24 protein-coding genes are annotated in these 26,612 nt (G+C 59.5%); 7 read left to right on the top strand and 17 right to left on the bottom strand.

Annotation, left to right across the window (positions count from 1 at the left end; all coding sequences use genetic code 11):
- Positions 1-3: 3 nt before the first annotated feature.
- The gene (locus F8N96_RS18020; RefSeq protein ID WP_150798929.1) at positions 4-5,502 is read left to right on the top strand and encodes a S8 family serine peptidase; all 5,499 of its coding nucleotides are present in this window, start codon (positions 4-6) and stop codon (positions 5,500-5,502) included.
- 173 nt (positions 5,503-5,675) lie between these two features.
- Here the strand turns inward: F8N96_RS18020 and F8N96_RS18015 are convergent, their stop codons facing one another.
- Genes F8N96_RS18015 through F8N96_RS18005 form a run of 3 tightly spaced genes read right to left on the bottom strand, consistent with a single transcriptional unit; the run spans position 5,676 to position 9,080 of the window.
- Positions 5,676-6,581 (bottom strand): acyltransferase, encoded by a 906-nt coding sequence (locus tag F8N96_RS18015; protein ID WP_150798928.1) that lies wholly within the window; start codon positions 6,579-6,581, stop codon positions 5,676-5,678.
- Positions 6,582-8,681: a phosphate acetyltransferase gene (pta, locus tag F8N96_RS18010; protein ID WP_150798927.1), complete on the bottom strand. Its 2,100-nt coding sequence runs from the start codon at positions 8,679-8,681 to the stop codon at positions 6,582-6,584. It abuts the gene before it with no gap.
- Positions 8,682-8,741: 60 nt separating this feature from the next.
- Entirely contained in the window at positions 8,742-9,080 is a 339-nt protein-coding gene (locus F8N96_RS18005; RefSeq protein WP_150798926.1) for a DUF3565 domain-containing protein, read from the bottom strand.
- Here F8N96_RS18005 and F8N96_RS18000 point away from each other — a divergent pair.
- The 3 genes from F8N96_RS18000 (at position 9,049) to F8N96_RS17990 (ending at position 11,428) form a co-directional block, all read left to right on the top strand.
- Positions 9,049-9,534, top strand: a complete 486-nt coding sequence (locus F8N96_RS18000; protein WP_045061434.1) for an FKBP-type peptidyl-prolyl cis-trans isomerase — start codon at positions 9,049-9,051, stop codon at positions 9,532-9,534. The genes F8N96_RS18005 and F8N96_RS18000 overlap by 32 nt on opposite strands.
- A 121-nt stretch (positions 9,535-9,655) precedes the next feature.
- Positions 9,656-10,138, top strand: a complete 483-nt coding sequence (locus F8N96_RS17995; protein ID WP_150798925.1) for a glutathione peroxidase — start codon at positions 9,656-9,658, stop codon at positions 10,136-10,138.
- A 186-nt stretch (positions 10,139-10,324) separates the two neighbouring features.
- Complete coding sequence (locus F8N96_RS17990; RefSeq protein ID WP_150798924.1) at positions 10,325-11,428, top strand: NADH:flavin oxidoreductase; 1,104 nt, start codon at positions 10,325-10,327, stop codon at positions 11,426-11,428.
- A gap of 125 nt (positions 11,429-11,553) precedes the next feature.
- Here the strand turns inward: F8N96_RS17990 and F8N96_RS17985 are convergent, their stop codons facing one another.
- Positions 11,554-12,753, bottom strand: coding sequence for a glycosyltransferase family 4 protein (locus tag F8N96_RS17985; RefSeq protein ID WP_150798923.1), 1,200 nt, complete (start codon positions 12,751-12,753; stop codon positions 11,554-11,556).
- A gap of 224 nt (positions 12,754-12,977) precedes the next feature.
- Here F8N96_RS17985 and F8N96_RS17980 point away from each other — a divergent pair, with 224 nt between their 5' ends.
- Positions 12,978-13,775, top strand: coding sequence for a hypothetical protein (locus F8N96_RS17980; protein ID WP_150798922.1), 798 nt, complete (start codon positions 12,978-12,980; stop codon positions 13,773-13,775).
- 76 nt (positions 13,776-13,851) lie between these two features.
- Here the strand turns inward: F8N96_RS17980 and cysZ are convergent, their stop codons facing one another.
- Positions 13,852-14,607 carry a sulfate transporter CysZ gene (cysZ, locus tag F8N96_RS17975; protein ID WP_150798921.1) on the bottom strand — a complete coding sequence of 252 codons (756 nt, stop codon included), beginning with the start codon at positions 14,605-14,607 and terminating at the stop codon, positions 13,852-13,854.
- A gap of 308 nt (positions 14,608-14,915) precedes the next feature.
- On the opposite strand from cysZ, the gene trxB reads away from it, so the two are divergent.
- Positions 14,916-15,878 carry a thioredoxin-disulfide reductase gene (gene trxB, locus F8N96_RS17970; RefSeq protein ID WP_150798920.1) on the top strand — a complete coding sequence of 321 codons (963 nt, stop codon included), beginning with the start codon at positions 14,916-14,918 and terminating at the stop codon, positions 15,876-15,878.
- Between the two features lie 191 nt (positions 15,879-16,069).
- Here the strand turns inward: trxB and F8N96_RS17965 are convergent, their stop codons facing one another.
- From F8N96_RS17965 to folM, 10 genes are all read right to left on the bottom strand, one after another.
- Positions 16,070-17,353, bottom strand: a complete 1,284-nt coding sequence (locus F8N96_RS17965; RefSeq protein WP_150798919.1) for an NAD(P)/FAD-dependent oxidoreductase — start codon at positions 17,351-17,353, stop codon at positions 16,070-16,072.
- Between the two features lie 237 nt (positions 17,354-17,590).
- Positions 17,591-18,418, bottom strand: a complete 828-nt coding sequence (locus F8N96_RS17960) for a transporter substrate-binding domain-containing protein (RefSeq protein WP_150763936.1) — start codon at positions 18,416-18,418, stop codon at positions 17,591-17,593.
- A gap of 46 nt (positions 18,419-18,464) precedes the next feature.
- A complete protein-coding gene (locus F8N96_RS17955; protein ID WP_191630671.1) occupies positions 18,465-19,193 on the bottom strand; it encodes an amino acid ABC transporter ATP-binding protein in 729 nt (242 codons plus the stop codon).
- Positions 19,194-19,262: 69 nt separating this feature from the next.
- Complete coding sequence (locus F8N96_RS17950; protein ID WP_150798917.1) at positions 19,263-20,237, bottom strand: amino acid ABC transporter permease; 975 nt, start codon at positions 20,235-20,237, stop codon at positions 19,263-19,265.
- Between the two features lie 132 nt (positions 20,238-20,369).
- Positions 20,370-21,620 (bottom strand): aspartate aminotransferase family protein, encoded by a 1,251-nt coding sequence (locus tag F8N96_RS17945; RefSeq protein WP_150798916.1) that lies wholly within the window; start codon positions 21,618-21,620, stop codon positions 20,370-20,372.
- A 258-nt stretch (positions 21,621-21,878) separates the two neighbouring features.
- A complete protein-coding gene (locus F8N96_RS17935; protein WP_150798915.1) occupies positions 21,879-22,217 on the bottom strand; it encodes a HopJ type III effector protein in 339 nt (112 codons plus the stop codon).
- Positions 22,210-22,506: a DUF1244 domain-containing protein gene (locus F8N96_RS17930; RefSeq protein ID WP_008026968.1), complete on the bottom strand. Its 297-nt coding sequence runs from the start codon at positions 22,504-22,506 to the stop codon at positions 22,210-22,212. The genes F8N96_RS17935 and F8N96_RS17930 overlap by 8 nt, the downstream gene beginning before the upstream one ends.
- A gap of 106 nt (positions 22,507-22,612) precedes the next feature.
- On the bottom strand, positions 22,613-22,993 hold the full coding sequence (folX, locus tag F8N96_RS17925) for a dihydroneopterin triphosphate 2'-epimerase (protein ID WP_150798914.1): 381 nt from the start codon (positions 22,991-22,993) through the stop codon (positions 22,613-22,615).
- A 2-nt stretch (positions 22,994-22,995) separates the two neighbouring features.
- A complete protein-coding gene (folE, locus tag F8N96_RS17920) occupies positions 22,996-23,556 on the bottom strand; it encodes a GTP cyclohydrolase I FolE (RefSeq protein WP_150798913.1) in 561 nt (186 codons plus the stop codon).
- A 21-nt stretch (positions 23,557-23,577) separates the two neighbouring features.
- Entirely contained in the window at positions 23,578-24,288 is a 711-nt protein-coding gene (gene folM / locus F8N96_RS17915) for a dihydromonapterin reductase (protein ID WP_150798912.1), read from the bottom strand.
- A gap of 205 nt (positions 24,289-24,493) precedes the next feature.
- Between folM and F8N96_RS17910 the strand changes: the two genes are divergently transcribed.
- Positions 24,494-25,453: a MerR family transcriptional regulator gene (locus tag F8N96_RS17910; RefSeq protein ID WP_150798911.1), complete on the top strand. Its 960-nt coding sequence runs from the start codon at positions 24,494-24,496 to the stop codon at positions 25,451-25,453.
- Between the two features lies 1 nt (position 25,454).
- Here the strand turns inward: F8N96_RS17910 and F8N96_RS17905 are convergent, their stop codons facing one another.
- Both F8N96_RS17905 and F8N96_RS17900 read right to left on the bottom strand, forming a co-directional pair.
- Positions 25,455-26,060 carry a hypothetical protein gene (locus tag F8N96_RS17905; protein ID WP_150798910.1) on the bottom strand — a complete coding sequence of 202 codons (606 nt, stop codon included), beginning with the start codon at positions 26,058-26,060 and terminating at the stop codon, positions 25,455-25,457.
- A 54-nt stretch (positions 26,061-26,114) separates the two neighbouring features.
- Positions 26,115-26,591: a PAS domain-containing protein gene (locus F8N96_RS17900; protein WP_150798909.1), complete on the bottom strand. Its 477-nt coding sequence runs from the start codon at positions 26,589-26,591 to the stop codon at positions 26,115-26,117.
- Positions 26,592-26,612: the final 21 nt, after the last annotated feature.

The raw sequence follows: 26,612 nt of genomic DNA, 5'->3' as shown, positions 1-26,612 counted from the left end.
GTGATGGAAAAACTGACTGGTGAAGATTTAGATAATGCTCAGAGACTTTTGGACTCGAAAGGGCCGGGAGCTATGTATGATTTTTTATCCGCTAAAGGGTATAAATATGCCACATTGGCAAATGGAGTAGCAAAAGGGAACTCTGTTGCGGGCGCGGTGGCGATTAATTTTATAATACAAACTGCGTCCGCTTCGGGGGTGCACTTATCCCCAGAAGTTATAGATAAGCTTAAGTTTACGCTGGCTGGTGCGTACCTAGGGAAGTTGAGGGAGAAGTTTGAAAAATATGGGGTGGTGGATATTGACATAAATCATATCGAGGGTTGGGGTATTCATAATGATGCGCTTCCAATGTACGGTGTTGTTCCTGAAGGTTGGACTTTATATGCTGTTTTTTCAGTAATGAAGCCGGAAAGTCGAGAGTCGTACTGGGGAGTAGTGCTGGACTCGGCAGGAAATGTGCAGAAAGAGTTAGAGTTGGCAGTCCAAACAGATAGGATGATGTCAACAGCGAGTGCGATTGGCCCAGAAGAAAACAGAAAGCTTGCGAAAAGCTGGATTGATCGAGTCGACTCTCCTTCAGGTACATGGACTGTTCTTTCCAGCGTTATTAGCCAGATGAAAAACGCTGCACTTGAGCTCTTTGGTGAACCAGAGACGGCCGCTGATACCCCGCCCGATAATCTCATCCAAATCGAAATCACCCCCGACCCCCAACCCCAACAACAAATCCCCGGCGAAAACCAGGCCCGCGAAGACGTTTCCAACGGCTTCACCCAAAACGCCTCCACCCACCGCGTGTTCTTCACCGACCAAACCCTCAACAACACCGACTTCACCTCCGTCCAGCTCGGCAGCCTGGCCACCGGCGGCATCCGCCCTGGCGAAATCCAGCTTGATCCCAATGTGCGCCCGAACGAGTACCTGTCGCAGTTCTACCTCGACAGCCCGAGCAGCAGCGATCCGGATTTCGGTTTGCGCAACGCGGTGACGTTGAACGGTCTGGCAGCGCTGACCACCGTCAATACCTACGTCGATCCCTTGCTGCTGGACCTGACCGGCAACGGTGTGCAGATGACCCCCATCAGCGATGGCGTGCTATTCGACACCGATCACAGCGGCACGCTCAAGCGCAGCGGTTGGGCGGATCGAACGACCGGGATGTTGGTGGTCGACGAGGGCAGCGGGCAGATCAAGGATGTCAGCCAGATGTTCTCCGAGTATTTCCGGGGGGCTTTGGGGGGGAATGGCCAGGCAGGGGAGGCGTTGTACAAGGACGGGTTTGCGGCGCTGGCCAGTGTGGATGGCAACGCCGATAAAGTGATCGATGCGAGTGATGCCATCTGGAGCCAGTTGCGGGTGTGGGTCGATGCGTCTCACGATGGTAAAAGCGATGCCGGCGAGCTCAAGACGCTGGCCGAGCTTGGCATCACGCAGATCAATGTCGCGGCGACTCCGGTCAGCGGTGATGTGCGCCAGGGTAACAGCGTGATCGCTCGTGGTTCCTTTGTGATCAATGGCGCAACCCGAGAAGCGTTGGCGGTGAACTTCCTGGGTGACCCGGTCAGCAGCACGCTGACGGTCGAAGGTAACGGCAGCAAGGTGGTGTCGACCACCGGCCCGACCACTACCACAGCCTACGCCAGTAGCAGCACTACCGATGAAACCCTGGATGCGGGCCAGTTGGGTGTGACGAATGTGTATGCCGGCAGCGGCAACGACTCCCTGACCGCTGCGGCGACCGGCAGTTGGCTGGTGGGTGGCGCCGGCAGCAATACGTATAACGGTGGTGCCGGTGACGATGTGTTCGTGGTCAGCGCCAGTGACAATCCGAACAATCTGCATGGCAATGGCGGGCGCGATACCGCGATCATCGTCGGCGATGAGGGCATGGCGCTGAACATGGCCAAGGCAGGGCTGACGATCGCCCAGGGTGGCCGCGGTTATGCCTACATCGTCGGCGGTGGGCACTCCAGTGTCTTCATCAAGGGAGGGTCGGGCGGCTCGACGCTGATTGGTGGCGCAGGCAACGACGTGCTGGTCGGCGGCACGGGGCGCAATAACATCATCGGTGGTAGCGGCAAGGCGGTTATCTACGCCGGGCCCAAGGGCGACGCGATCACGGCATCGGCCGGGGGCAGCATCATTCACGCCGGGGCCGGGGTGGACCGGATTTATGGCGGTGCCGGTCATGATGTGATCGAAGCCGGCCACGGTGACGCGATCATCGATGGCGGCGCAGGGGTCAACCTGGTGACACTGCACGGCAAGTATGGCGACTATAAAATCACTCGCACCGAGACCGGTTACACCGTCACGGACGCGGTAGCAGGACGCGATGGTGCGTTGACCCTGAGCCGGATCCAGAAATTGAACTTCGCCGATATTTCAGCGGTGAACCTGGAGCAACCCAATGCGATGCCCGTGGCGGATGCATTGCGGGTCAATCAGGCGGGGAATGCCTTTGATCGTACTCAGCCGCAGCTGATTTCAGCCGCCAGCATCCTGGCCAACGACCAGCGGCTCAACAGTCAGGGCAACTTGCGAATTGCGTCGGTTGGCGACTCGCTGGGCGGCAGTGTGAGCCTGACTGAACAAGGCGATGTGCTGTTTACCCCTGATCCGCGGTTCACGGGCATTGCGAGTTTCAAGTACGGGCTGGTGGACGCAGCCGGTCACCCGGCAGCCTCGGTGGTGGACTTGCAGACCGGTGAACTGGCACCCCTGCGGGCGACGGTCACGCTGCTCACCCCGGACGTGCCGAACGATCCGTTGGTGGCACAGCAGTGGTACCTGAACGACATCAATGTGCTGCCGGTCTGGCAGGACTACACCGGCAAGGGCGTGCGCATTGGCCAGTTCGAACCCGGTGGGGAGTTTTCCACCGCCCCGGAAATTTTCGACATTCGGCACCCGGATCTGGCGCCGAATGTCGATCAACCCTGGCTGCAGGCGCAAGGCCAGACGTTGCCGGCGCTGGCTTCTGATCACGCAACGATGGTCGCGGGCGTCATGGTGGCGGCAAAAAACGAGTTGGGCGGCATCGGAATCGCCCATGAGGCGACCCTCGGCGGCCACTACCTGACCAATAGCGGTGCCGACCTGACCGGCTTGGGCAAGATGCTCGGTTATGACATTGCCAACCATAGCTGGGGCTTCAGCAAGGACTTCGCTCTGAGCAATCTGCAAGGCGGTTTGGTCAACACCGTCAGTGCGTTGATGACCAATGCCCAGTATGCTGCCGACAGCGGTCGAGGGGGGCTGGGTACAGTGATCGTCACGGCCGGTGGGAACAAGCGTGCGACCGGCGGCAGCGCTCAAGGTTCGTTGCTCAACAACAACCGCTTTTCGATTCAGGTCGGCGCGATCAATGCCCTGGGGGATCTGTCGACGTTGGAGTCGGGTTCGGCGCCTTTCTCCAACCCCGGCGCGAGCCTGTTGGTTTCGGCACCTGGCAGTAACGTCTGGTCCACCAGTTACAAGCTGGAAACCGACCGCGGCTCGACTTTTGGCAATGACTACAGCGCCATGAAGGGGACCAGCTTCGCCGCACCGATCGTTTCCGGGGTGATTGCCTTGATGCTGCAGGCCAACCCGAACCTGGGTTACCGCGATGTGCAACAGATACTTGCGTTGTCTGCGCGCAAGATTGAGGACGGGGCCACGCAATGGAATGACAACGGCGCGCGGAACTGGAATGGGGGGGGGATGCACGCCAGTCACGATTATGGTTTCGGCAAAGTGGATGCACGGGCGGCTGTGCGCCTGGCAGAAAGCTGGATGACGCAAAGTACGGCAGACAATTTAATGACCATTTCAGCGTCCAGCGGTGTGCTTGGACAGGTTGCCGCTGCTGGCGAGAGTATCGCGCCCAAACTGGGGATGCCCGGAGGGTTGAACATCGAGCATGTGGAGATTGATTTCGACGCACAAGTCGGGCGGTTGGGCGATCTGGTGGTCCGACTGATTTCGCCCAATGGCACTCAAAGCGTGCTGCTTGACCGGGCGGGAAAGGTTCCGCTGACCGCACAGGGAGCCAGCGACGCGGACGTTGGCAGCACCCAGGAGGGCACCTTCAAATACACCTTTATGTCGACCCATGCCTGGGGTGAAGACATGGCGGGCGACTGGACATTACAGGTGACCAATACGGCCAATGGCCTGCCGGTTACGCTCAATAACTGGTCGTTGCGCCTGTTCGGTGCCGACGCGACGGGTCACGACAGCTACTTCTATACCGATGAATTTGCCGACTCGGTCAAGCGTCAGGCGGAACGCGCCGTTCTCAATGACGGATCGGGACGCAATACGATCAATGCGGCAGCCGTCAGCGGCGATGTCTCGGTTGATCTGAGTACAGGCGCGGCGGTGATCGGCGGTGTCGCATTGACGGTGAACAATGCTCAAGCGATCCACAATCTGCTCAGCGGCGACGGCAATGACACGCTGATAGCCGGGCCCTCCGACAGCCTGCTCAACGGCGGCCGTGGCAACAACACTCTGGTCGGTGGCGCAGGGAAAGACTTGTTCGTCGTGCACCGGCGTGGCAGCGGGCTCGACACGCTGGTCAATTTTGATCCCGCCCGCGCCGAGGTGATCAACCTGGTCGGCTTCAAAGGTAAAAAATTCGGCGATCTGCAGCTCACCCAGCGAGAGGCGGACGTGTTGGTGGAGCTGGGCGATGGGCAAAATCTTCTGTTGAAAAATCAGCTGACGACTTCAATTGGCGCAAGCCACTTCAAGTTCCAGACTACCTTTATTCCCCCGGTCGTCCTGACTGAATCACCGACCATTGACCCCCCTCCCGTGACTCCCGGTATTGCGCAAGACGTGCCAGGCACAGTGACCCTGAACGGTGGTGCAGAAGGTATAAGCCTTTCATCGGATGCCACCGGACGCTTTGTCGCCTCGTTGTCGGGCAAGGTGTACAGCCACGATGGCGAACCAAGCAATGTCTTTGTCGTGGCGAAGCAGGAGGGTGTGTCGAACTACAAGAATGCGTTGCGTGGCTTTCGGCAAGGTGCCGACAAGATAGATCTGAGTCAGACCGGCATAACTGATTTCAGCGCCTTGACGATCAGTAAGGCGAACCGTTCCACGATCAACGATATTGTGCTGGTTCATGGCGTAAGGATCAGTACTGGCTCAGCAGAAGCGGATTCGAAGATCGAATTGCTGTATCTGGATGCGCTTGAAGTTTCTCAGTTGAGTGCCTCTGACTTCATATTCGCTCGCCCTGAGGCCGTGCCAATCCTCAATCCAATGGCGGAACGCCTGCCGGTTGCTGAGCAGTTGCTGAGTACTCCAACGGGCGACTTTTCGGCTGAACGCGTTTCCACGGGCGAACAGGCGGGCGGTTCAGCGGCGTTAGCGCAGCAATACCGGGCTGACGCGCTGGTTCAGGCGATGGCGATGTTTGCGCCGCAGGAGGCTGCCGGGTTGTCGTTCATGCCGATGGAGCCAAGGTCGGTGCACCCGGTTCTGGTGGCGAGTGCTGCCTGAGTAGAAAATAAAAAACCGCCGGTGAGTGTTCGTCGGCGGTTTTTTTGTGTCTGGTCGGACGCCTTCGCGGGCAAGCCCGCTCCCACAGTGGTTCTCGGTGTAACACAATTTTTTTGTTCACTAGAGATCCCTGTGGGAGCGGGCTTGCCCGCGAAGAGGCCGGTGCAGGCAACTCAAACCTTGGCTGGATACTCCCGATGCATCTGCTCCAGCAGCGCATCCTTATCCAGCCACAACTGATTGATCCACCCCTGAAACTGCAACCGGTACTCCCCATCCTGGTCGTAATTCTTGCCGATAAACTCCGGCGGAATCTTCAGCTCCTGAAAATGCACCACCACATCCTTCACGTTGCCACAGAGCAAATCCCAATACCCCGGACGCCCGCCCGGGTAGTGAATCGTCACGTTGACGATCGACTCCAGCTGCTCACCCATCGCATCCAGCACAAACGCGATACCACCCGCCTTGGCCTTGAGCAGATGCTTGAAGGGTGATTTCTGCTGCGCATGCTTGCCATCGGTAAAACGCGTGCCTTCGACGAAATTGAAAATCCCCACCGAGTCATGGCGAAATTTCGCACAGGTCTTGCGCGTGGTTTCCAGATCCTTGCCTTTCTTTTCCGGGTGCTTTTCCAGGTAGGCCTTGGAGTAACGCTTCATGAACGGAAAGCCCAATGTCCACCAGGCCAGGCCAATCACCGGCACCCAGATCAGTTCTTGCTTGAGAAAGAACTTCAGCGGCTGGATACGTCGGTTGAGCACGTATTGCAGCACCATGATGTCGACCCAGCTCTGGTGGTTGCTGGTGATCAGGTACGAGTGGCGATAGTCCAGGCTCTCGAGGCCGCTGAGGTGCCAGCGGGTGCGGCAGACCAGGTCCATCCAGGCTTTGTTGTTGCTGATCCAGGCTTCGTGGGTATGGCTCATCAACCAGCGCGTGAAGCGCTGGGTGAGGGCGAAGGGCAATACCTTGAAGATCGCCACGCAGAACAGGAACGAGCACAGCAGGATGGTATTGAGGGCCAGCAACAGCGATGCAATCACGCCGCGTACGGCGGCGGGCAGGAAATCCAGCATTTAAAGGTCCACAGGTCGGTTGGCCGCTTGAATCGCGGTCAACGCGATGGTGTAGACGATGTCGTCGACCTGGGCGCCGCGGGGCAGGTCGTTCACCGGTTTGCGCAGGCCTTGCAGCATCGGCCCGAGGCTGACGCAGTCGGCGCTGCGTTGCACGGCCTTGTGGGTGGTGTTGCCGGTGTTGAGGTCGGGGAACACGAACACCGTGGCGCGACCGGCCACCTGGCTGTTCGGCGCCAGTTGCCGGGCCACGGTTTCGTTGGCGGCGGCGTCGTATTGCAGCGGGCCGTCGATCAGCAGCGAGTGCTGTTGTTCATGGGCGAGCAATGTGGCCTCGCGCACCTTCTCGACTTCTTCGCCGCTGGCCGATTCCCCGCTGGAGTAGCTGATCATCGCCACGCGCGGGGTGATGCCGAAGGCCGCGGCCGAATCGGCGCTTTGCAGGGCGATCTCGGCCAGTTCGCTGGCGCTCGGGTGCGGGTTCATCACGCAATCGCCGTAGACCAGTACTTCTTCGGGGAACAGCATGAAGAACACCGACGACACCAGGGTGCAGCCCGGCGCGGTCTTGATCAGCTGCAGCGCCGGGCGAATGGTGTTGGCGGTGGAGTGGATGACCCCGGACACCAGGCCATCGACTTCATCCAGCGCCAGCATCATGGTGCCGATCACCACGGTGTCTTCCAGTTGTTGCTCGGCCATTGGTGCGTTGAGGCTTTTGGTCTTGCGCAGCGCCACCATCGGCTCGACGTACCGCTCGCGGATCAGGTCCGGGTCGAGAATCTCCAGCCCCGGCGGCAGCTCGATGCCCTGGGCGCGGGCCACGGCTTCGACGTCCGCGGGTTTGGCCAGCAACACGCAGCGGGCAATGCCCCGTGCCTGGCAGATCGCCGCGGCCTGCACGGTCAACGGCTCGCTGCCTTCGGGCAGGACGATGCGCTTGTTGGCGGCCTGGGCGCGCTGGATCAGTTGATAGCGGAACACCGCCGGCGACAGGCGCATTTCCCGTGGCGTGCCGCAGCGCTGGTGCAGCCAGTTGGCGTCCAGGTGGCTGGCGACGAAATCGGTGATGATTTCGGCGCGCTCGCGGTCGTCGATCGGGATTTCCTTGTTCAAACCGTTCAGCTGATTGGCGGTGTCGTAGGAGCCGGTGCTCACCGACAACACTGGCAGGCCGGCCTGCAGCGCACCGCGACACAGGTCCATGATGCGCGGGTCGGGCAGGGTGTCGCTGGTCAGCAGCAGGCCGGCCAGGGGCACGCCATTCATGGCCGCGAGGCTGACGGCGAGGATGATGTCGTCGCGATCGCCGGGGGTCACCACCAGCACGCCGGGCTTGAGCAGCTCCACGGTGTTGCGCATGGTGCGGGCGCAGATGATGATTTTGGTCATGCGCCGGGTTTCGTAATCACCGGCATTGAGGATCTGCGCGCCCATCAGGTCGGCGACGTCGCGGGTGCGCGGTGCGTTCAGTTCCGGCTGGAACGGAATGCAGCCGAGCAATCTGAAATCGCCGCTGCGCAGCAAGGGCGAGTGTTCCTTCATGCGAGAGGCGAAGGCCTCCATGCTTTCGTCGGTCTTGACCTTGTTGAGGATCACGCCGAGGACTTTCGGGTCTTTCGGCCCGCCGAACAATTGCGCCTGCAATTCCACCCGGCCGGACAGTTCGGCCAGCACTTCGTGTTCCGGGGCCGAGACCAGGATCACGTCGGCGTCGAGGCTTTTGGCCAGGTGCAGATTGACCCGCGCGGCATAACTGGCGCTACGGGTCGGGACCATGCCTTCGACGATCAGCACGTCCTTGCCGATGGCCGCCTGCTGGTACAGGGTGATGATTTCTTCGAGCAGCTCGTCGAGCTGGCCGTCGCCGAGCATGCGCTCGACATGGGCCAGGCCCAGGGGCTGCGGCGGTTTCAAGCCGTGGGTACGGGCCACCAGTTCGGTGGAGCGCTCAGGCCCGGTATCACCCGGATGGGGTTGGGCAATCGGTTTGAAAAAGCCGACCTTGAGGCCGGCCCGCTCAAGGGTGCGCACCAGCCCGAGGCTGATGGAGGTCAGACCCACACCAAAATCGGTGGGTGCGATAAAAAAAGTCTGCATGCGGATTCTCTGGGGGTGCATGGCAATGGTGACAACTTATGACTGGTCGTCTACCGAATTTCAGTCGGTAAGGTTATCGCTAACAGAGCCTTGTGCACACCAACCGCAAGCAAAGGGCTGGCCTATTTTTTCATTGCGCAGCAAGGGGTTCAGTACCCAGGCCCGGGATTGCCACGGTGGCTGGTGGCGCAGGTGCTGGGTGTGGCCGCAGGAAAGCTCGGCCACCCAGTGGCCGTCTTCGTCCTGATGAAAGCCTGTCACCGTCGAGCCTTTCGCCGCCGTCCGTCTGTCCGGGTTGTGTTCGCTTTCGGGCGATTGCTTCGCTAAACTGGGTCTTTCAATATTCTTATGCAAAAGGTCTCGCCCCATGCTGATCGCCGCCAATAAGGCTGTCTCCATCGACTATACCCTGACCAACGACGCTGGTGAGGTCATCGACAGCTCCGCCGGCGGCGCGCCGCTGGTCTACCTGCAAGGCGCAGGCAACATCATTCCGGGCCTGGAAAAGGCACTGGAAGGCAAGGCTGTCGGTGACGAACTGACCGTCGCCGTAGAACCTGAAGACGCCTACGGCGAATACGCTGCCGAACTGGTCAGCACCCTGAGCCGCAGCATGTTCGAAGGCGTCGACGAGCTGGAAGTGGGCATGCAGTTCCACGCTTCCGCTCCGGACGGCCAGATGCAGATCGTCACCATTCGCGATCTGGACGGCGACGACGTCACCGTCGACGGCAACCACCCGTTGGCCGGTCAGCGCCTGAACTTCCAGGTCAAGATCATAGACATCCGTGATGCCAGCCAGGAAGAAGTCGCCCATGGCCACGTCCATGGCGAAGGTGGCCATCACCACTGATTTTCTGCGCTAAGCTTTCGAGAACTGGAGAGGCGCCCGAGGGCGCCTTTTTAGTCCGCGGCTGTCCTTGAGGGCACCGCCAAGTGGCTGTTTTGAGAAGAACGGGAATCTGGAGTTCGTCATGAGTGCTTTTCACGACCTTAAATTGACAGCCCTGGATGGTCAGGAGCTACCGCTGGCACCCCTCAAGGGGCACGTCGTGCTTGTGGTCAACGTCGCCTCCAAATGTGGCTTGACCCCACAGTATGCGGCGCTGGAAAAACTCTACCAGCAATACAAGGACCGGGGTTTCAGCGTGCTGGGCTTGCCGTGCAACCAGTTTGCCGGGCAGGAACCGGGCACCGAGCAAGAGATCCAGGATTTCTGCAGCCTTAACTATGGGGTGACCTTTCCGTTGTCCGGCAAGCTGGAAGTCAACGGGCACGATCGCCATCATTTGTACCGTCTGCTGGCGGGCGAGGGCGCCGAGTTTCCGGGTGACATCACCTGGAACTTCGAAAAATTCCTGCTCGGCAAGGATGGTCGCGTGCTCGCGCGGTTCTCGCCGCGTACACCGCCGGATGATCCTTCGGTCGTCCATGCGATCGAAAAAGCCCTGGGCTGACACCTCCTCTGTAGGAGCGAGGCTTGCCCGCGAAGGCGTCCTTTAAATCGCCATCGCCGGCAAGCCGGGCTCCTACAGGTTTTGCGTACCTTTTAGACCTTAATCACCGCAATCAATAGTGCTGTTCAATCCGTCGCGCACTCCATATTATCCCCATCATAAAGTCTATTCCCGTGGAGCGCCCCCATGCCCGTCAAAGCCCTGTTCAAACCGTTCCACCTCGGCACCCTCGAACTGCCGACCCGCGTCGTCATGGCCCCGATGACCCGCTCGTTTTCGCCGGGCGGCGTGCCCAATTCCAAAGTGATCGAGTATTACCGCCGCCGCGCCGCCGCCGGCGTCGGGCTGATCATCACCGAAGGCACCACCGTCGGGCACAAGGCGTCCAACGGCTACCCGAACGTGCCGCACTTCTACGGTGAAGCAGCATTGGCCGGCTGGAAGAAAGTGGTCGACGCAGTCCATGCCGAAGGCGGCAAGATCGTGCCTCAGCTGTGGCATGTCGGCAGCGTGCGGCGCATCGGCACCGAGCCGGATGCCAGCGTGCCGGGTTACGGTCCGTCGGAAAAACTCAAGGACGGTCAGGTCGTGGTTCACGGCATGACCCGCCAGGACATCCAGGAGGTGATCGCTACGTTCGCCCAGGCGGCCAAAGATGCCCGGAGCATCGGCATGGACGGCGTGGAGATCCACGGTGCCCACGGTTATCTGGTGGACCAGTTTTTCTGGGAAGGCAGCAACCAGCGCACTGACGAATACGGCGGTAGCCTGGCCAACCGTTCGCGTTTCGCCATCGAACTGATTCAGGCGGTGCGTGCAGCGGTCGGCGAAGGGTTCCCGATCATCTTCCGTTTCTCCCAGTGGAAGCAGCAGGATTACACCGCGCGCCTGGTGCAAACCCCAGAAGCCTTGGGCGAGTTCCTCAAGCCGTTGTCCGAGGCTGGCGTGGACATTTTCCACTGCTCGACACGCCGATTCTGGGAGCCGGAATTCGAGGGTTCCGAATTGAACCTGGCGGGCTGGACGCGCACGCTCACCGGCAAGCCAACCATCACGGTCGGGAGTGTCGGCCTGGACGGCGAATTCCTGCAGTTCATGGTCAACACCGACAAGATCGCCCAGCCGGCCAGCCTGGAAAAACTGCTGGAGCGGCTGAATAATGATGAATTCGATCTGGTAGCGGTGGGGCGTGCGCTGCTGGTGGATCCGGATTGGGCGCAGAAAGTGCGTGATGGGCGTGAGGGAGACATTTTGCCGTTCAGTCGTGAGGCGTTGATGACGTTGGTTTAAGCGGCGTCTGGAAGGGCCTCTTCGCTGGCAAGCCAGCTCCTACAGGATTGTGGGTGTTCACAGATTATGTGATCGCCACAAAACCTGTGGGCTTGCCCGCGAAGACAGCCTTAATGTCCCAGGATTCAGGGCACGATCGGTGCATTAGGCACCACCAACTCCCCCACACAAGCCCCCCGCAACTGCCCCTCGAACTGCTCGATAATCGCCGCCCACCCCTGCCGACTCGCATGCTGGCGCGCATTGAGCCGCACGCAGCGCAAGGTCTCTGCCTCCTCCAGCAACCACACCACAGCATCGCAAAACGCCTGTTCATCCCCCGGCATCGCCAGTACGCCGTTGTAGCCATGACGAATATGCTGAGCGGCCGCGGCCAGATCGTAGGCCACCACCCCCAGCCCCGAAGCGAGCGCCTCAAGCACTACATTGCCGAAGGTTTCGGTCAGGCTCGGGAACAGAAAAAGATCCCCCGACGCGTAGTGACTGGCCAAGGCTTCGCCGCGTTGCGAGCCACAGAAAATCGCCTCGGGCAGTTCCTTCTCCAGAACCACCCGTTGCGGTCCGTCACCCACCACGATCAACTTGATCCTACGCTGTGGATAAGCCGCTTTCAGCGCATCGAAACTGCGCCTGAGCAACCCGGTATTCTTCTCCGGTGCCAAGCGTCCTACGTGGATGACGGCGATATCGTTCTCGGCCAGTCCCCACTGTTCGCGCAGTGACTGCAGCCGTTTGGCCGGATGAAACAACTGGCTGTCGACACCTCGCGACAGCAACGCCAGGCGCTCGAAATGCCGGCGCTCCAGTTCCAGGCGCTGGCTGATGCTCGGCACCAGGGTCAGGGTCGAACGGTTGTGAAACCAGCGCAGGTAGTGGGTCAGCAGGCGCGTCAGCAAGCCCAGCCCGTACTGGCTGGTGTATTGCTGGAAATTGGTGTGAAAGCCACTGACCACCGAGATCCCCAGGCGCCGTGCCGCGCGCAATGCGGACAGTCCCAACGGTCCCTCCGTGGCGATGTACAGCACGTCCGGTCGATGGCGTTTCCAGCGTCGCAGCAACTTGTGCATCGATGACTGACCCCATTGCAAACCGGGATAACCCGGCAGCGGCCAGCCCCGACACAACAGCAATTCATCGTCGCTGCCCAGCTGCTCGTCGCCCACCTGTCGTGGCCGCACCAGTTCCACCTGGTGCCCGCGCGCGCGCAGGCCTTCGCACAAACGGTCGAGGGTGTTGGCCACGCCGTTGATTTCCGGAGGGAAGGTTTCGGTGATCAGAGTGATATGCAGAGCTGTCGTCATGACCCCAGTATCGGCTGAGGCCATGTCGTCATTGTGGCGGTTTGATGATGGATTTGTGATACGACGGGCGCTGCCGTTTTCGTACCTGGTAGCGAGGGGAAGTAGAAGGTAGTGGGGCTAAAATTACATATTAACGTTGGAATAATGACGCCAGAAAAACTATTGCATTTCTGATGATGAAGTGATTTTATTGGGATATTACTGTTTTTATAACCAGTATTTATCCAGGCATTTTTAGGGAGATGTGAATGCAAATATTCATGGAATTGGTCACGAACGCAAATTTGCAGGCATGGGTCTGGGGACCATTGATGGGCGTTCTATGTGGAGTACTGTTTGCCGGAATTACCAATCCACCTACAGTAAATGCCCCCATTACAGTGATTCAGACGAAGCGAACATACATCACCAATGTCACCACAACAGGCGGTTCTGCAGGAAGCACGAGTGGGGAGGGGGCTGGAGCCATTTTTTTTGCCTTGGCAGTTGGCGTGATGTTTTTGGTTTGGAAATACGCGATTTATATTGAGCTTGTCCATTATTACCTGTGGATGTTTCTTTCTACCTTGTTGGCCTTCAGCATGACGACTGCTTTGGTCTCCCTGCTCAAAGGCCAATTTACCTCAGCAAGTTGGGCGGTCTTCATTGTTGCCCCAATCACCATCCTTTCGGGATGTGGAGCTGTCATAGCTTTGGCAAAATCATCCTTTGATCCGGAACTGACTCAACTGGCCTCTCAGCACACATTTTTTGATTTTTACATGCATAGTCTGTCGGCGTATGGACGATCGCTGATGATGAGCCAAGTGCTTGGGGTGGCCGTGACTCTGCTGGTGATGGTATTTACCGGGTTGGCGTTAGTGCATTATTTGGCGCTCATGAACCAGCGTAGTTATGGTCCGCTACATGGTTTTTGGATGTTCTTGACCGGCGCCACACTTTTCTTTTCGGGTAGATCCTGGTTGTTCGTTTTGGCATTCGGGCTTGTGCTCGCCTATCTACTGGTCGACCCCGGATACATTCCTGTCTGGATGACCAAGCAGTAATCGTCTGCAGTAGATTTTTACCATCAACGGCTGTTGTCGGTGGCGAGGTATTGAATGGTATCTCGCTTCGACCCTCTCAGTTTTGCTGGACCACCAGGTTTTCCGCGCCGCGTTCACGGACCCAGAACAGCGTCGCCCCTGCCACGGCGGCCGGCATCATCAGGATGTTGACCACCGGAATCAGCAGCACCAGGTACACACTGCCGCCGAAGCCCAGGCTCTGCCAGCGTTTCTGCCGCAGCCAGGCAAGCATTTCGTTCCAGCCCAGCTTGTGGTTATCCGCCGGGTAGTCGATGTACTGGATTGCCATCATCCATACCCCGAACAGCAGCCACAGCGGCGCGGCGATGATGTTGACCACCGGAATGAACGAGAGGATGAACAAGCCGATGGCGCGGGGCAGGAAGTAGCCCAGTTTGCGCAGTTCCCGGGCGAAGGTGCGGGGAACCATGGCAATCAGTTCCCCCCAACTGAAGGCCGGGAAGTCGTCAGTGCCGCGCACCACCACTTCGACTTTCTCCGCCAGGAAACCGTTGAACGGCGCGGCGATGACATTGGCGAGCATGGTGAAGGTGAAGAATACCATCAACACCACCAGCACCACGAACAGCGGCCAGAGGACATAACTGAGGAAGCTCAGCCATTCCGGCAGGGACGGCATCAAGGTGTCGACCCACAGGCTGAATTGATGGCTGGCCAGATAGATCAATCCGACGAACAGCACCAGGTTGATCGCAAGCGGCAACAATACGAACAAACGCAGGCTTGGGCTGAGGACCAGCCTGAGGCCTTCGCGCAGGTATTGGGGGCCGGACAGAACGGGGGCGGGCATAGCGTGCTCCGAGCAAAGGGGAAACGCGCCGACCTTACCGGCTTTGCCTGACAGGCGAAAGCGTGGCAGCGACATCGACATTAACTGTAACAAAGGCGCCTATGTATCCATCGTGATCGAATAGAGACTGCCTATGAGCTGGATTGTTAAACCGTATTTCCTTAATCTTCGCCCCCTCGATACGCTGCACCCAATCTTTTTACAGGACTGTCGAGCTTCCCCAAGCGCTATCAACGGTTCTTTTTTATTCCCGCCGGCAACCCGGCGTACCGCGCCAGGTAGTCCAGGCCGGTCAACAGGAGCAGGTCATGTCTGAAGTTCGTCATTCGCGAGTGATTATTCTCGGTTCCGGCCCTGCCGGTTACAGCGCCGCCGTCTATGCCGCCCGTGCCAACCTCAAGCCTTTGCTGATCACCGGCATGCAGGCCGGCGGTCAACTGACCACCACCACTGAAGTCGACAACTGGCCAGGCGATGTCCATGGCCTGACCGGCCCGGCGCTGATGGACCGCATGAAAGAGCACGCCGAGCGCTTTGAAACCGAGATCGTCTTCGATCACATCAATGCCGTGGACTTCGCTGCCAAGCCGTACACCCTGACCGGCGACAGCGCGACCTACACCTGCGACGCGCTGATTATCGCTACCGGCGCCAGCGCCCGTTACCTGGGTCTGCCGTCGGAAGAGGCGTTCATGGGCAAAGGCGTTTCGGCCTGTGCGACCTGCGACGGTTTCTTCTATCGCAACAAGCCAGTGGCTGTGGTCGGTGGCGGCAATACCGCTGTGGAAGAGGCCCTGTACCTGGCCAACATCGCCAGCACCGTGACCCTGATCCACCGTCGCGAAACCTTCCGCGCCGAGAAGATCCTGATCGACAAGCTCAATGCCCGGGTTGCCGAAGGCAAGATCGTCCTGAAGTTGAACGCGACCCTGGACGAAGTGCTGGGCGACAACATGGGCGTGACCGGTGCTCGCCTGAAGAACAACGACGGTAGCTTCGACGAGCTGACAGTCGACGGCGTGTTCATCGCCATCGGCCATACCCCGAACACCTCGTTGTTCGAAGGCCAGCTGACGTTGAAAGACGGTTACCTGGTCGTGCAGGGCGGCCGTGACGGCAACGCCACGGCCACCAGCCTCGAAGGTATCTTTGCCGCCGGTGACGTGGCTGACCACGTGTACCGTCAGGCCATCACCTCGGCCGGCGCCGGCTGCATGGCGGCACTGGATGCCGAGCGTTACCTGGACGATCTGCAGAACGCCAAGTTCTGATTTCGTCGCCATGAAAAAACCGGCCTCGGCCGGTTTTTTTTACCCACAACAAATGCGCGTCCACCACCTCCCCTGTAGGAGCTGGCTTGCCAGCGAAAGCGGTGGGTCAGCTGGAAAATTTTTTGACTGAACGGACGCTTTCGCTGGCAAGCCAGCTCCTACACGGATTGTGTTGGCCGAGTCGATTGCGATCAGCCGCGCAACCGCTCCTGGACAAAATCCATCACCTTCAACGACTGATAGATCGCATTGGCGGCCACCCTGCCCAACGGCCCACCATTCCAGTCCAGCAAGTACGGCTTGAACAGTTCATGCCGCGCCGTTTCCCCGCACACCGCCTCGGCAATCACCCGTCCGCCAATCGAGCCGGTGTTCAAACCATGGCCACCAAACGAGGTGCAGGCCCAGACGCCTGGTTCGAGCCATCCCAGGTTGGGCATTTTGTTGGTGGAATAGCCCATCAGGCCGGACCAGGCCAGTTCGATCTTTACCGATGCCAGTTGCGGATAGACCGCGACCATATCCGCCTTGAGCATCGCCGCCAGCGCTTGTTCGTTCTGTTCGTTGCGGGTGGTGATGCGCCCGCCCCACAACAGGCGATCGCCTTCGACGATGCGGTAGTAGTCCGAAGCGCGGCGGTCGTCGGAGAACGCGGCCCCGGAGTCGAGAATGTTTTTGATCGAGTCGCCCAAGTGTTCGGTCAGCACCACGTAGGTCGCGATGGGCAGGTAGGCGCGACTGAGTTTTTGCAGCTCCGGGCCTCCGTAGCCGCCGGCGCAGAACACCAGGTCCTGGCAGCGTACGGTACCGTGGGCAGTCTGGACGACCTTGTCGGCGCCTTCGCCACGCCAGGCCAGCATTTTCGATAGTTCGAAAATCTGTCCTCCCATCGTTTCGATGGCGCAGGCCAGGCCCAGGCAATAATTCAGCGGGTGGAAGTGCAGGGCGTTCGGGTCTTCGACCCCCTGGAAATAACGCAAGGTGTGCGCCCGTTCGCGGACCTGGGCGGTGTCGAGGTAGTTGAGTGCGTAGCCGAAGTCGCGGCGCATGCTATCGATGTGGTTTTTCACGCCCACGCTGTCGTCGTAACGCTTGACCCGAATCGTACCGGCGGATGGATCGCAGCCGGACAGGGCCAGCTCGGCGATGTTGCGCCGGACGATGTCCACGCCTTCGACCGACATCTGGAACAGCGCCTTGGCGTGTTCCAGTCCAAGTTTCTTGCGGATCGCCCCTGAGCCTTCGGCCCAACCCGGTGAGACGACCCCGCCATTTCGACCGGACGCGCCCCAGGCGACTTGATGGGCTTCAAGGATGATCACGCGTTTGCCTCGTCGACTCAGTTCCAGGGCGGCGGTAAGGCCGGCAATCCCGGCGCCGATGATGCAGACGTCGCAGGTTTCATCGGTGTTCAATTCAGGCCTGGCTGCGCGGGGCAGCGAGGTTTGGGAATACCAGGTGGTGGGGAAGGACATGGTCAATCCTTTGTAGGAGCGAGCATGCTCGCGAAAAACTCAAGGGCGCCGTGTGCATTCAGACTGCCCGCGTCATCGTTCACGTCCTGCGCGAGCAAGCTCTCTCCTACACAGGGCGTTGTCTTCTGTAGGAGCGAGCTCGCTCGCGAAAAACGCTGGGACGCCGCGTGCATTCAGGCTGACTGCGTCATCGTTGACGTCCTTCGCGAGCAAGCTTGCTCCTACAGGGGCAGGTGTTTAGTTGACGGTCGAGTAGTCCACGCCATACCACTTGTTCGACAGTTTGGTCAGCGTGCCGTCCTTGTGCATCGCGCCGATGATTTCACCGAGCTTGGCCTTCAATTCCGGGTCACCCTTATCGGTGGCAATCGCCAGCGGTTCGTAGAACACGATGCTGTTGTCGACGGCACGCAGCGGGTAATTCTTTTTGATCGCCGCTTCCAGGGTGCTGCGTTGCGTGAGGATGCCGTCAAGACGAACACCGTCGCCCAGACGCAAGTCATCCAGCGGGCCGAGGGAGCCGGCATAGGTTTTCATTTTTTTGGTCTGTACGTCATAAACCACAGGCGGCACGTCAGTGGTTTCGATGGCCAGCGCCTGGCTGAAATAGTCCTCGGAGGTGGTGCCGCCTTCGACGCCGATGGTCTTGTCATTGAGGGCTTTGTGGTCGGTCAGCGCCGATTTGGTATGGACTGCGAACACATACGGCACGTAGTAGTAGGTCGCGGGGAAGTCGAGGATCCGTGCGCGACTCTTGGTGGCGGTCATCGAGCCCACCGACATGTCCCAGCGTCCGTTCCACTTGCCTGCGGTGATCACGTCCCAGTCAGGGGTGATGAACTTGACCTCGACCCCCAGACGCTTGGCGATCTCCTTGGAGACGTCGATATCGAACCCGTCGATTTCATTCTTGTCGTTGATGAAACCCTGGGGCGGCCAGGTCGCCGACGTGGCGACGGTCATGGTTTTGCTGCTCTGGATCTTGTCCAGCACGGCTCCGGCGTTGGCGGCGCCGACGAACGCCAGCGAGAGTGCGGCGGCTAACAGGTGTTTTTTGCTGATCATGTCCATCTCCACTTATCGTTATTGTTTTGGGGCGGCAATGCGGTGCTCAGTGACCAATGATCTGTGACAGGAACTGCTGTGCGCGTTCGGTCTGCGGGTTGTTGAAAAATTCTGCCGGGGTGGCTTGTTCGATGACCTGGCCCTGGTCCATGAACAGCACGCGGTCGGCGACCTTGCTGGCAAAACCCATTTCGTGGGTCACGCAAATCATGGTCATGCCATCGGTGGCCAATTCCCCCATCACGTCCAGCACTTCGTGGACCATTTCCGGGTCGAGGGCCGAGGTCGGTTCGTCGAACAGCATGACCTTGGGGTTCATGCACAGCGCTCGGGCAATCGCCACGCGCTGTTGCTGACCGCCCGACAATTGCGACGGGTACTTGTCGGCATGCTCGGCAATGCGCACTCGCTCCAGGTACACCTGAGCGCGTTTTTTCGCCTCGGCGCCCGACACGCCTTGCACCAGTTGCGGGGCCAGGGTCAGGTTGTCCATCACGCTCAAATGCGGGAACAGGTTGAAGCTCTGGAACACCATGCCGATTTCCCTGCGCACGGCGCTGACACTTTCGGCCTCGCTGGTGAGGGTGATGCCGTTGACCCGGATCTGGCCTTTCTGGAAGTTCTCCAGGTGGTTGATACAGCGAATCATCGTCGACTTGCCCGAGCCGGAGGGGCCGCACACCACCAGGATTTCGCCGGTGGCGACGTTCAGGTCGACATCGCGCAAGGCGTGAAAATTGCCGTACCACTTGTTCAAGCCGATGATCGAAATCATTGAAGGGCTGGTCTGCGCAGCAGGTGCCAGGTCGGGTAGTTCAGCGGTATTGGTCCGAGTCATCAGCCATCAGCCCCTTGCAATGGATCGGTTGACCCGTTTTTCGATCCGCGCCTGCACCCGCTCGAGGATGAACGACAGCGCCCAGTAAATCATCGCGGCGGTGATCAGCATTTCCAGGTGGCGGAAATCCGCGCGGCCCTGGGTCTTGGCCAGGTACATCAGTTCCCAGACGCCGATCACCGACACCAGCGAACTGTCCTTGAGCATGGCGATGAACTGGTTGCCGGTGGGCGGGATGATCACCCGCAAGGCTTGCGGCATGATCACCCGGCTCAGGGTCTTGAACGGGTTGATGCCCAGCGCCCGTGAAGCTTCCCACTGGCCTACCGGAATGCTCTGGATGCCCGCGCGAAAAATCTCGGTCATGTAGGCGCCGTAGCACAACGACAACGCGAGGATGCCGGCCGGCACCGCGTCGACCACATAACCGAGCTGCGGCAGTCCCAGGTAAATCAGGTAGATCTGGATCAGCAGCGGCACACCGCGAAAGAACGAGGTGTAGAACGAGGCGATGGCATTGGCCAGGCCGTTGTTCGACAGCTTGGCCACGGCACCGATCAACGCCAGGACGAAGGCAATCACAATCGCGATGGCGGAAATGTACAGGGTGGTGGCGGCGCCCTGGATGATCAGGAAGCCGATCTTGTCGAGGATGAAACTGTAGGACAGGTCGAAGGTGTCGAAGAACGCCAGGAACAGGATCAACAGTTCGATCCAGACCACAGTGGTCTGCACCTTGAACTTCAAGCGCCCGAGGACGTGGAAGTTCAGCGTGCCCAGTGCGGCGATGCCCAGGCCGATGGCGATATTGCGTGCGGTCAGGCTGTCCGGGGCATTGCCCAGCAGCGGATGCAGGAAGTGACTGATGGCGCTGTTACCCAGGTTCATCAGGTAGGAGCCGAGAAACAACACCACGGCGACGCCAAGCAGGAATTGAGGATCGTTGGACTTTTTCTTATAAATTATATTGTCGTGATACATGACGACCTCAGGTGTGTAGGTGGCAGTGATCTCGCTTGAAAAAGGGGGGGCTTCAGTCAGTATTGCGGCGCAATTTCAGGGACTGCAAGCGACCATAATTCGCTACGTCAGTCCCGGATCGTAGTTTGCTTTTCAGGAAAGTTTGGCCAGGCATGCCTCAAGAATGTCCAACCCTTCCTCCAGCACCGCCGCCTCGGTGGTCAGTGGCGCCAGCAGCCGAATGATGTGGCGCGCCTTGCCGCTGGGCATCAGCAGCAAACCCGCGTCGCGCGCCAGGGCCAACAGTTGCGTCAACTGCGCCGATGCCGGTGTGCCGTCGGCATTGATCAGCTCGATGCCGCGCATCGCGCCCACACCGGTGAGGCGGCCCAGATAGGGCGACAGCTTGCTGGCGCGCCAGGCTTGGTAGCGGCCGACAATCGCTTCTTCCTGTTGCGCACCCCAGGCGTGCAGATGCGCATCGGTCATTTCGTCGAGCGTCGCCAACGCCGCGGCGCAGGCGATGGGATTGCCCGAGTAGGTGCCGCCCAATCCGCCCTTGGGCAAAGTGTCGAGCAGCGACTTGCGCCCGACCACCGCACCCAGCGGCACACCGCCGGCGATGCTTTTGCCGAGCAGGATCAGGTCCGGCTCGATGCCCAGTCGCGAGAACGCGAAGCGCTCACCGGTGCGGCCGAAGCCGGACTGGATTTCATCGGCGATCAGCAGGATGTTCTTTTCATCACAGAAGCGCCGCAGCACCTGGGCGAACGCCACATCCATCGCCAGGAAACCCGCTTCGCCCTGCACCGGCTCGACGATAAAACAGGCCACGTCCTCGACGTCGATCTCGACGCTGAACAGGCGCTCCATGGCTTTCAAGGCCTCGGCGCAGGTCACGCCGTTGTCTTGACTGGGGTAGGGCAGGTGGTACACCGGACCCGGCAACACGCCGACTTTTTGTTTGTAAGGCGCAACTTTGCCGTTGAGGTTGAGCGTGGCCAGCGTGCGGCCGTGGAAGGCGCCGTCGAAGGCGATGACGGCGGTGCGGCCGGTGGCGCCACGGACGATCTTCAGGGCGTTTTCCGCCGCTTCCGCGCCGCTGTTGGTGAGCATGCCGCTGACCGGGTAGTCCACCGGGATAAACGCGGCGAGACGATCCATGAGTTCGATGTAGGGAACATGGGGGGCGGCGTTGAACGCGTAGTGGGTCAGCCGCGTGGCCTGTTCACGGATGGCTTCGACGATGCGCGGATGGCAATGGCCCAGGTTCAGTACGCCGATACCGCCGACGAAGTCGATGTAGCGTTTGCCGTCGGTGTCCCAGACCTCGGCGTTTTTGCCGTGGCTGAGGGTGATGGGGTGCACGATGTTGATCGACTGGCTGATGGTTTCGCTGCTCATGGCTGCCTGACTCTGAAGAAGGGATGCTTCTTTTTATCTAAGCCGTGAGCAGCGGTACCCGGCAAACGAAATAAAGTCGCCGGGTCAATCTTAAAAGTCGGGATGTGGTCTGCGCGCCATGCCAATCATCCGGACAACGAACAACGAACAACGAACAACGAACAACCTGTAGGAGCTGGCTTGCCAGCGAAGGCGTCCTCAAGGGCGATACATGACTCAAGGGCCCCTTCGCTGGCAAGCCAGCTCCTACACAGGGGGTTACCGGCGGGTCAGTGGCTGCTGTGTGAACTTGACGCCAGCCAGACCATGGGCAATCAACGCACGGATATTGCCGTGGTCATTGCCTTCAGGCGTCGCCACCACCGAACGGTAATGCTCGCCAAACGCCAACAGCGCTTCTTCATCGCTCAGACCTTCCAGCAGTGCCAGGCCCAGGGTCTTGCACGAACCTTCGTTCTGCCCGGCGGCGTTTTCCACGCCGCCATTGCTGAACGCCTGAGGCTGATAGTCGTAGCCGGCGGCGATAAAGGCCAGGGTGTCGGCGAAAAGGTGTTCGCCACTGTTGAGGCTGGCGCGCAGGGTGTTCAAATCACTCATTGGGTTTTCCTTTGGCGAACGCCGCTTGTTGTTCGGCGCTGGCTTCTTGCTGGTATTGGGCTTTCCACTCGGCGTACGGCATGCCGTAAACCACTTCGCGGGCGTCATCGAGGCTGACCTCGATCTGGCGTTCGTCGGCAGCGGCCTTGTACCACTTGGACAGGCAGTTGCGGCAGAAACCGGAGAGGTTCATCAGGTCGATGTTCTGCACATCCTTGCGGCTGTCCAGGTGGGCGACCAGCCGGCGAAAGGCGGCGGCTTCGAGTTCCAGGCGTTGTTGATCGGTCATGGGCGTCTCTGCGAGACAGCTTCAAGCGGCAAGCTTCAAGCTGCAGGTTGGATTGCGGTGGCTGTCAGTTTACAGCTTGCGGCTTGAGGCTTGTAGCTTGCCGCTGCTACACAGTGGCCCGGCTCGCTGCAAGCGTAATCGACACCGACTCGGCGAAACGCAGGGCATGGGGCTTGTCGACTTCGACCTCGGCATACAGCACCGATTCGTTGGCCATGACCAGGTCGAGAATTTCCTGGGTCAGGCGTTCGAGCAGGGCGAAGCGATTGCCCTCCACGTGGGCGATGATCGCCTTGGTGATGGTTCGGTAGTTCAGCGCGTGATCGATGTCGTTGTCACGCACCGCTTCCTGGGCGGCATAGAGGATGGTCAGGTTGATCAGCACATCCTGCTTGTTGAGGATTTCATCCTCGTTGATCCCGATGAAGGTGCGCAGGCACAGGTCCTTGACCCGGATGCGCGCCATTCCTGGCTGAAGTTGTGGCATTGCTACTTGCTCCGTCCGATCAATTGCAAAAACTCCTGGCGGGTGTTGCTCGATTCGCGAAAGGCGCCGAGCATCACCGAGGTGTTCATGGTCGAATTCTGTTTCTCGACGCCGCGCATCATCATGCACATGTGCCGGGCTTCGATGACCACCGCGACGCCCGCCGCGCCGGTTACGTGCTGCACGGCCTCGGCGATTTGCCGGGTGAGGTTTTCCTGGATCTGCAGGCGACGGGCGAACATGTCCACCAGCCGCGCAATCTTCGACAGGCCCAGCACCTTGCCCGTTGGAATATAAGCCACATGAGCCTTGCCGATGAAGGGCAGCATGTGATGTTCGCAAAGCGAATACAGCTCGATGTTGTCGACGATGATCATTTCATCGTTGTCGGAGGCGAACAGTGCACCGTTGACGATGGCTTCGACACTCTGCTCGTAGCCATGGCAGAGGTACTGCATGGCCTTGGCTGCGCGCACCGGGGTGTCGCGCAGGCCTTCGCGGTCGGGATTTTCGCCGAGACCGATGAGGATCTCGCGATAGTTCTGGGACAGGGGTAACGTCATGGAACATCCTCGCGGGGGCGCTTATTTGATGTGCCGTCCGCCGTTGACGGTCAGGGTGGTGCCGGTGACATAAGGGTTGTCGAGCAGATAGCGCAAGCTCTGGTAGATCACTTCGCTGCCGGGTTCGATACCCAGCGCGGACTTGGCCAATGCCTTGGCGCGATACGCCGCGTCGTCGTCGGGGTTGAACAGTAGCAGGGCTGGCGCGATACCGTTGACCTTGATGGTCGGCGCATATTTGGCGGCGAACGACAGGGTCAGGCTATCGAGCCCGGCTTTGCTGGCGCAGTAGCCGATGTGCTTGCTGCTGCCCTTGCGGGTCACGTCATCGCCGATGTGCACGATGTCGGCGGGGCGTGAGCGTTCGAGCAAGTCGACACAATGCAGGTTGATCAGGTAGGGCGCCAGCATGTGTACGTTGAACATGCGGGTAAAGGCGGCAGCGTCTGTGTCCGGGGTTTCGGCCAACCATTCGGAGGCGTTATGGACGATCGCCCGCAGGCTGTCGGTATGGGTTTTCAGTGCGCTGATGAAGGCGAAGATCCCGGCTTCGGTGGAGAAGTCTGCAAACACCGCGGTCGCCCCCAGATCGCGCAGGGTTTGCACACCGGGGCGCTCGCTGCGGTAGCTGAAGATCACCGGCTGGCCTTCTTCGAGTAACCGCTGCGCACAGTGCAGGCCGACACGCTGGCCGGCACCGGTGATGAGGATCGGGGCGAATGAAGAGGTCATGAACGGCTCGCGTCGCAGTGAGAGCAAAACTATACCAGCGACGGGCGTGGACTACCTATTGGTGGGGCATCCTCTGTGGGAGCGGTTTGGGTGGGGGCTGAGGGTGTCGGGTACGCCGGTTACATTTGTCGCTGAACGACGACTTGAATAACGATAGGGCAAGCGAGCTACAATAGGATCCAATGCACATGGACGTAACCTCTACATGCCTGAGTTGACCGACATTGCCCTGACTGTGCAAGGCACTGCTTCGCTCAAACGCGAAGAACTGTTTCCGATCCGTGAAGTGGCGCGCCTGACCGGCGTCAACCCGATCACGCTACGCGCGTGGGAACGCCGTTATGGCCTGATTCAGCCCACGCGCACCGACAGTGGGCATCGTTTGTATTCGATGAACGATATCGAGCGGATCCACAGCATTCTCAGCTGGATCGAACGCGGTGTTGCGGTCAGCAAGGTCGGCAAGATTCTCGCCAGGACCGCACCGCTTCAGGCACTGTCGTCCATTATCCCCAATGAGCTGGTGCAAGCTGACTACGCGCAATGGCAGGAGCAAGTACAGGCGGCGGTCAGTGCCTTTGACGAGGCTCGCCTGGAGCAGGTCTATGGGCAGATCTTTTCCAGTTACCCGCTGACGGTGGTGTTCCAGGACATCCTGCTGCCGCTATGGAAGCTGTTGCTGCACCGCCAGGAAGCCTTTGGCCAGACCAGCGAGTGGCTGTTCCTGGATGGTTTTCTGCGTTCTCGCGTGTTGCAACGTCTGCTGCTGGTGCGGGTCATGCAACCGCGACGCGTGATTGTCTGCCCGCTGAACGATCAGTGCCGTGAACTCGAACTGTTGGTCACGGCGCTGTTTCTGAGCAGTGTCGATTCGGCCATTCAAGTGCTGGCGCTGGGTCAGCCTTTGAACGAATTGACCCTGGTCTGCGAAAGGGTGAAGCCCCAGGCGCTGGTGCTGTTTTCCAATCATATGCCAGCGCCCGAGTTGCCACGACGTTTGAATCGCCTGGCCTTGAGCCTGGATTGCCAGTTGATGCTGGCAGGGGAGGCGTCTGATCTGGCGCAGGAGAGCCTGGCCGGATCGTCGATCGGCAGTCTGGGGAGCGAGGGAATGGTGATGCGCCAACGGTTGAAGCAGTTCCTGGCCGGCAATCTCGAAACTTGAGTCAGAGATGCAGGGCCGGATGAGTCAGCCGATGCTGTTGCAGGATGAATTGGCGCAGACGCTCGGTTTCGTCCTTGTCGCCCTGGTTCAACTGATAGGCGTGGAAGCCATTCTCGGTTTCTTTCTCGAAGGTGCCGCGCAACGCAATCCGCTCATAGCCTGACGGGCTGAACCACAAGGAGAAATGCCTGGGTGGTTTGGTCTTGTTGCGAACTTCCAGCAACACCCCTTTGAACGACACTTCGTGTACCCACATTCTGCCAGGATGGCCATTGGCATTTTCCAGCGCAACCGGCTCCTCGAGCACCAGGCGCCAGGGCCGGACCATCGGTCCGTCTTCATAGATGCTGGGCACGCCGAGGCGTAAATGCAGCGCATGAAATTCGTCTTCCACCAGCTGCAGCGGAAAGGTCATCTGCTGGTTTTCGAACGTGGCCTGGAGGGTGACTTGCTCATGAGCGGCAAGGCGCGTGAGCAAGTCACGGATCTGCGAACCACCGTTGACGAGCAGGCTAGACGTCGCATCCCGCACATTGAGTTGCGGGTTGTGCTGCATGGTCTGGATAAAATCCAGTTCATCCTGAGTCAGGAGTGCGTCGCGCTGCATGATCTGCTCGCAAGAAATAGTTACAAAGTCATCGGTGATTGTAGTAAGTGACCATTAATTCGCGGTTTTGTTTTTGCCGTTCGTCGCTTTGAGTGCGGCGAGTTCGGCCTGGACCTCAGCCAGTTGCGCCTCCAGCAGCGCCGCCCGCTGCTGCGCCTTGACCTGAACAGTGACGTCTTTTTGCACGCCGACAAAATAAGTCTGCCCGTCGTTCGGATTTCTCACCGTCGAAAGCGACAGTTCGTTCCAGAATGGCGTGCCATCCTTGCGGTAATTGCGGATGATTTCCCTGCAGGAACCGCCGCTGCGCAATGCCTCTCGAATCAACGGCAGGGCTTCCTGATCGCGGTCCCCGGCCTGAAGAAAACGGCAATCCTGGTAAAGGATTTCTTCACTGGTATAACCGGTCAGCCGCTCGAATGCCGGATTGACGTAGATCAGAATGTTATCTTGCTCGCCTTCCTTTTCGGCAATCACGATGCCGTCGTTGGAAGCGTTGATCACCATTTGCAGCAGTTGAGCGTTGATCATCGGAGGATCCTTTCCAGATTG

It is taken from the genome of Pseudomonas fluorescens, from assembly GCF_902497855.1.
Taxonomy (GTDB): domain Bacteria; phylum Pseudomonadota; class Gammaproteobacteria; order Pseudomonadales; family Pseudomonadaceae; genus Aquipseudomonas; species Aquipseudomonas fluorescens_BI.
Note: the sequence above shows the minus strand (reverse complement) of the source record. Positions and strands in the feature narration are given on the sequence as shown.

Bases quoted from the DNA above. Each gene is read 5' to 3' on its own strand.
- F8N96_RS17930 (WP_008026968.1), bottom strand. From the start codon at position 22,506: ATGACCGATCAACAACGCCTGGAACTCGAAGCCGCCGCCTTTCGCCGG.
- folE (WP_150798913.1), bottom strand. From the start codon at position 23,556: ATGACGTTACCCCTGTCCCAGAACTATCGCGAGATCCTCATCGGTCTC.
- F8N96_RS17995 (WP_150798925.1), top strand. From the start codon at position 9,656: ATGAGTGCTTTTCACGACCTTAAATTGACAGCCCTGGATGGTCAGGAG.
- F8N96_RS18000 (WP_045061434.1), top strand. From the start codon at position 9,049: ATGCTGATCGCCGCCAATAAGGCTGTCTCCATCGACTATACCCTGACC.
- pta (WP_150798927.1), bottom strand. From the start codon at position 8,681: ATGCAGACTTTTTTTATCGCACCCACCGATTTTGGTGTGGGTCTGACC.
- F8N96_RS17955 (WP_191630671.1), bottom strand. From the start codon at position 19,193: ATGATTTCGATCATCGGCTTGAACAAGTGGTACGGCAATTTTCACGCC.
- F8N96_RS17960 (WP_150763936.1), bottom strand. From the start codon at position 18,418: ATGATCAGCAAAAAACACCTGTTAGCCGCCGCACTCTCGCTGGCGTTC.
- F8N96_RS17950 (WP_150798917.1), bottom strand. From the start codon at position 20,237: ATGTATCACGACAATATAATTTATAAGAAAAAGTCCAACGATCCTCAA.
- cysZ (WP_150798921.1), bottom strand. From the start codon at position 14,607: ATGCCCGCCCCCGTTCTGTCCGGCCCCCAATACCTGCGCGAAGGCCTC.
- folX (WP_150798914.1), bottom strand. From the start codon at position 22,993: ATGCCACAACTTCAGCCAGGAATGGCGCGCATCCGGGTCAAGGACCTG.
- F8N96_RS17990 (WP_150798924.1), top strand. From the start codon at position 10,325: ATGCCCGTCAAAGCCCTGTTCAAACCGTTCCACCTCGGCACCCTCGAA.
- F8N96_RS18020 (WP_150798929.1), top strand. From the start codon at position 4: ATGGAAAAACTGACTGGTGAAGATTTAGATAATGCTCAGAGACTTTTG.
- folM (WP_150798912.1), bottom strand. From the start codon at position 24,288: ATGACCTCTTCATTCGCCCCGATCCTCATCACCGGTGCCGGCCAGCGT.
- F8N96_RS17935 (WP_150798915.1), bottom strand. From the start codon at position 22,217: ATGAGTGATTTGAACACCCTGCGCGCCAGCCTCAACAGTGGCGAACAC.
- F8N96_RS17945 (WP_150798916.1), bottom strand. From the start codon at position 21,620: ATGAGCAGCGAAACCATCAGCCAGTCGATCAACATCGTGCACCCCATC.
- F8N96_RS17905 (WP_150798910.1), bottom strand. From the start codon at position 26,060: ATGCAGCGCGACGCACTCCTGACTCAGGATGAACTGGATTTTATCCAG.
- trxB (WP_150798920.1), top strand. From the start codon at position 14,916: ATGTCTGAAGTTCGTCATTCGCGAGTGATTATTCTCGGTTCCGGCCCT.
- F8N96_RS17985 (WP_150798923.1), bottom strand. From the start codon at position 12,753: ATGGCCTCAGCCGATACTGGGGTCATGACGACAGCTCTGCATATCACT.
- F8N96_RS18005 (WP_150798926.1), bottom strand. From the start codon at position 9,080: ATGGAGACAGCCTTATTGGCGGCGATCAGCATGGGGCGAGACCTTTTG.
- F8N96_RS17910 (WP_150798911.1), top strand. From the start codon at position 24,494: ATGCCTGAGTTGACCGACATTGCCCTGACTGTGCAAGGCACTGCTTCG.
- F8N96_RS17980 (WP_150798922.1), top strand. From the start codon at position 12,978: ATGCAAATATTCATGGAATTGGTCACGAACGCAAATTTGCAGGCATGG.
- F8N96_RS18015 (WP_150798928.1), bottom strand. From the start codon at position 6,581: ATGCTGGATTTCCTGCCCGCCGCCGTACGCGGCGTGATTGCATCGCTG.
- F8N96_RS17965 (WP_150798919.1), bottom strand. From the start codon at position 17,353: ATGTCCTTCCCCACCACCTGGTATTCCCAAACCTCGCTGCCCCGCGCA.
- F8N96_RS17900 (WP_150798909.1), bottom strand. From the start codon at position 26,591: ATGATCAACGCTCAACTGCTGCAAATGGTGATCAACGCTTCCAACGAC.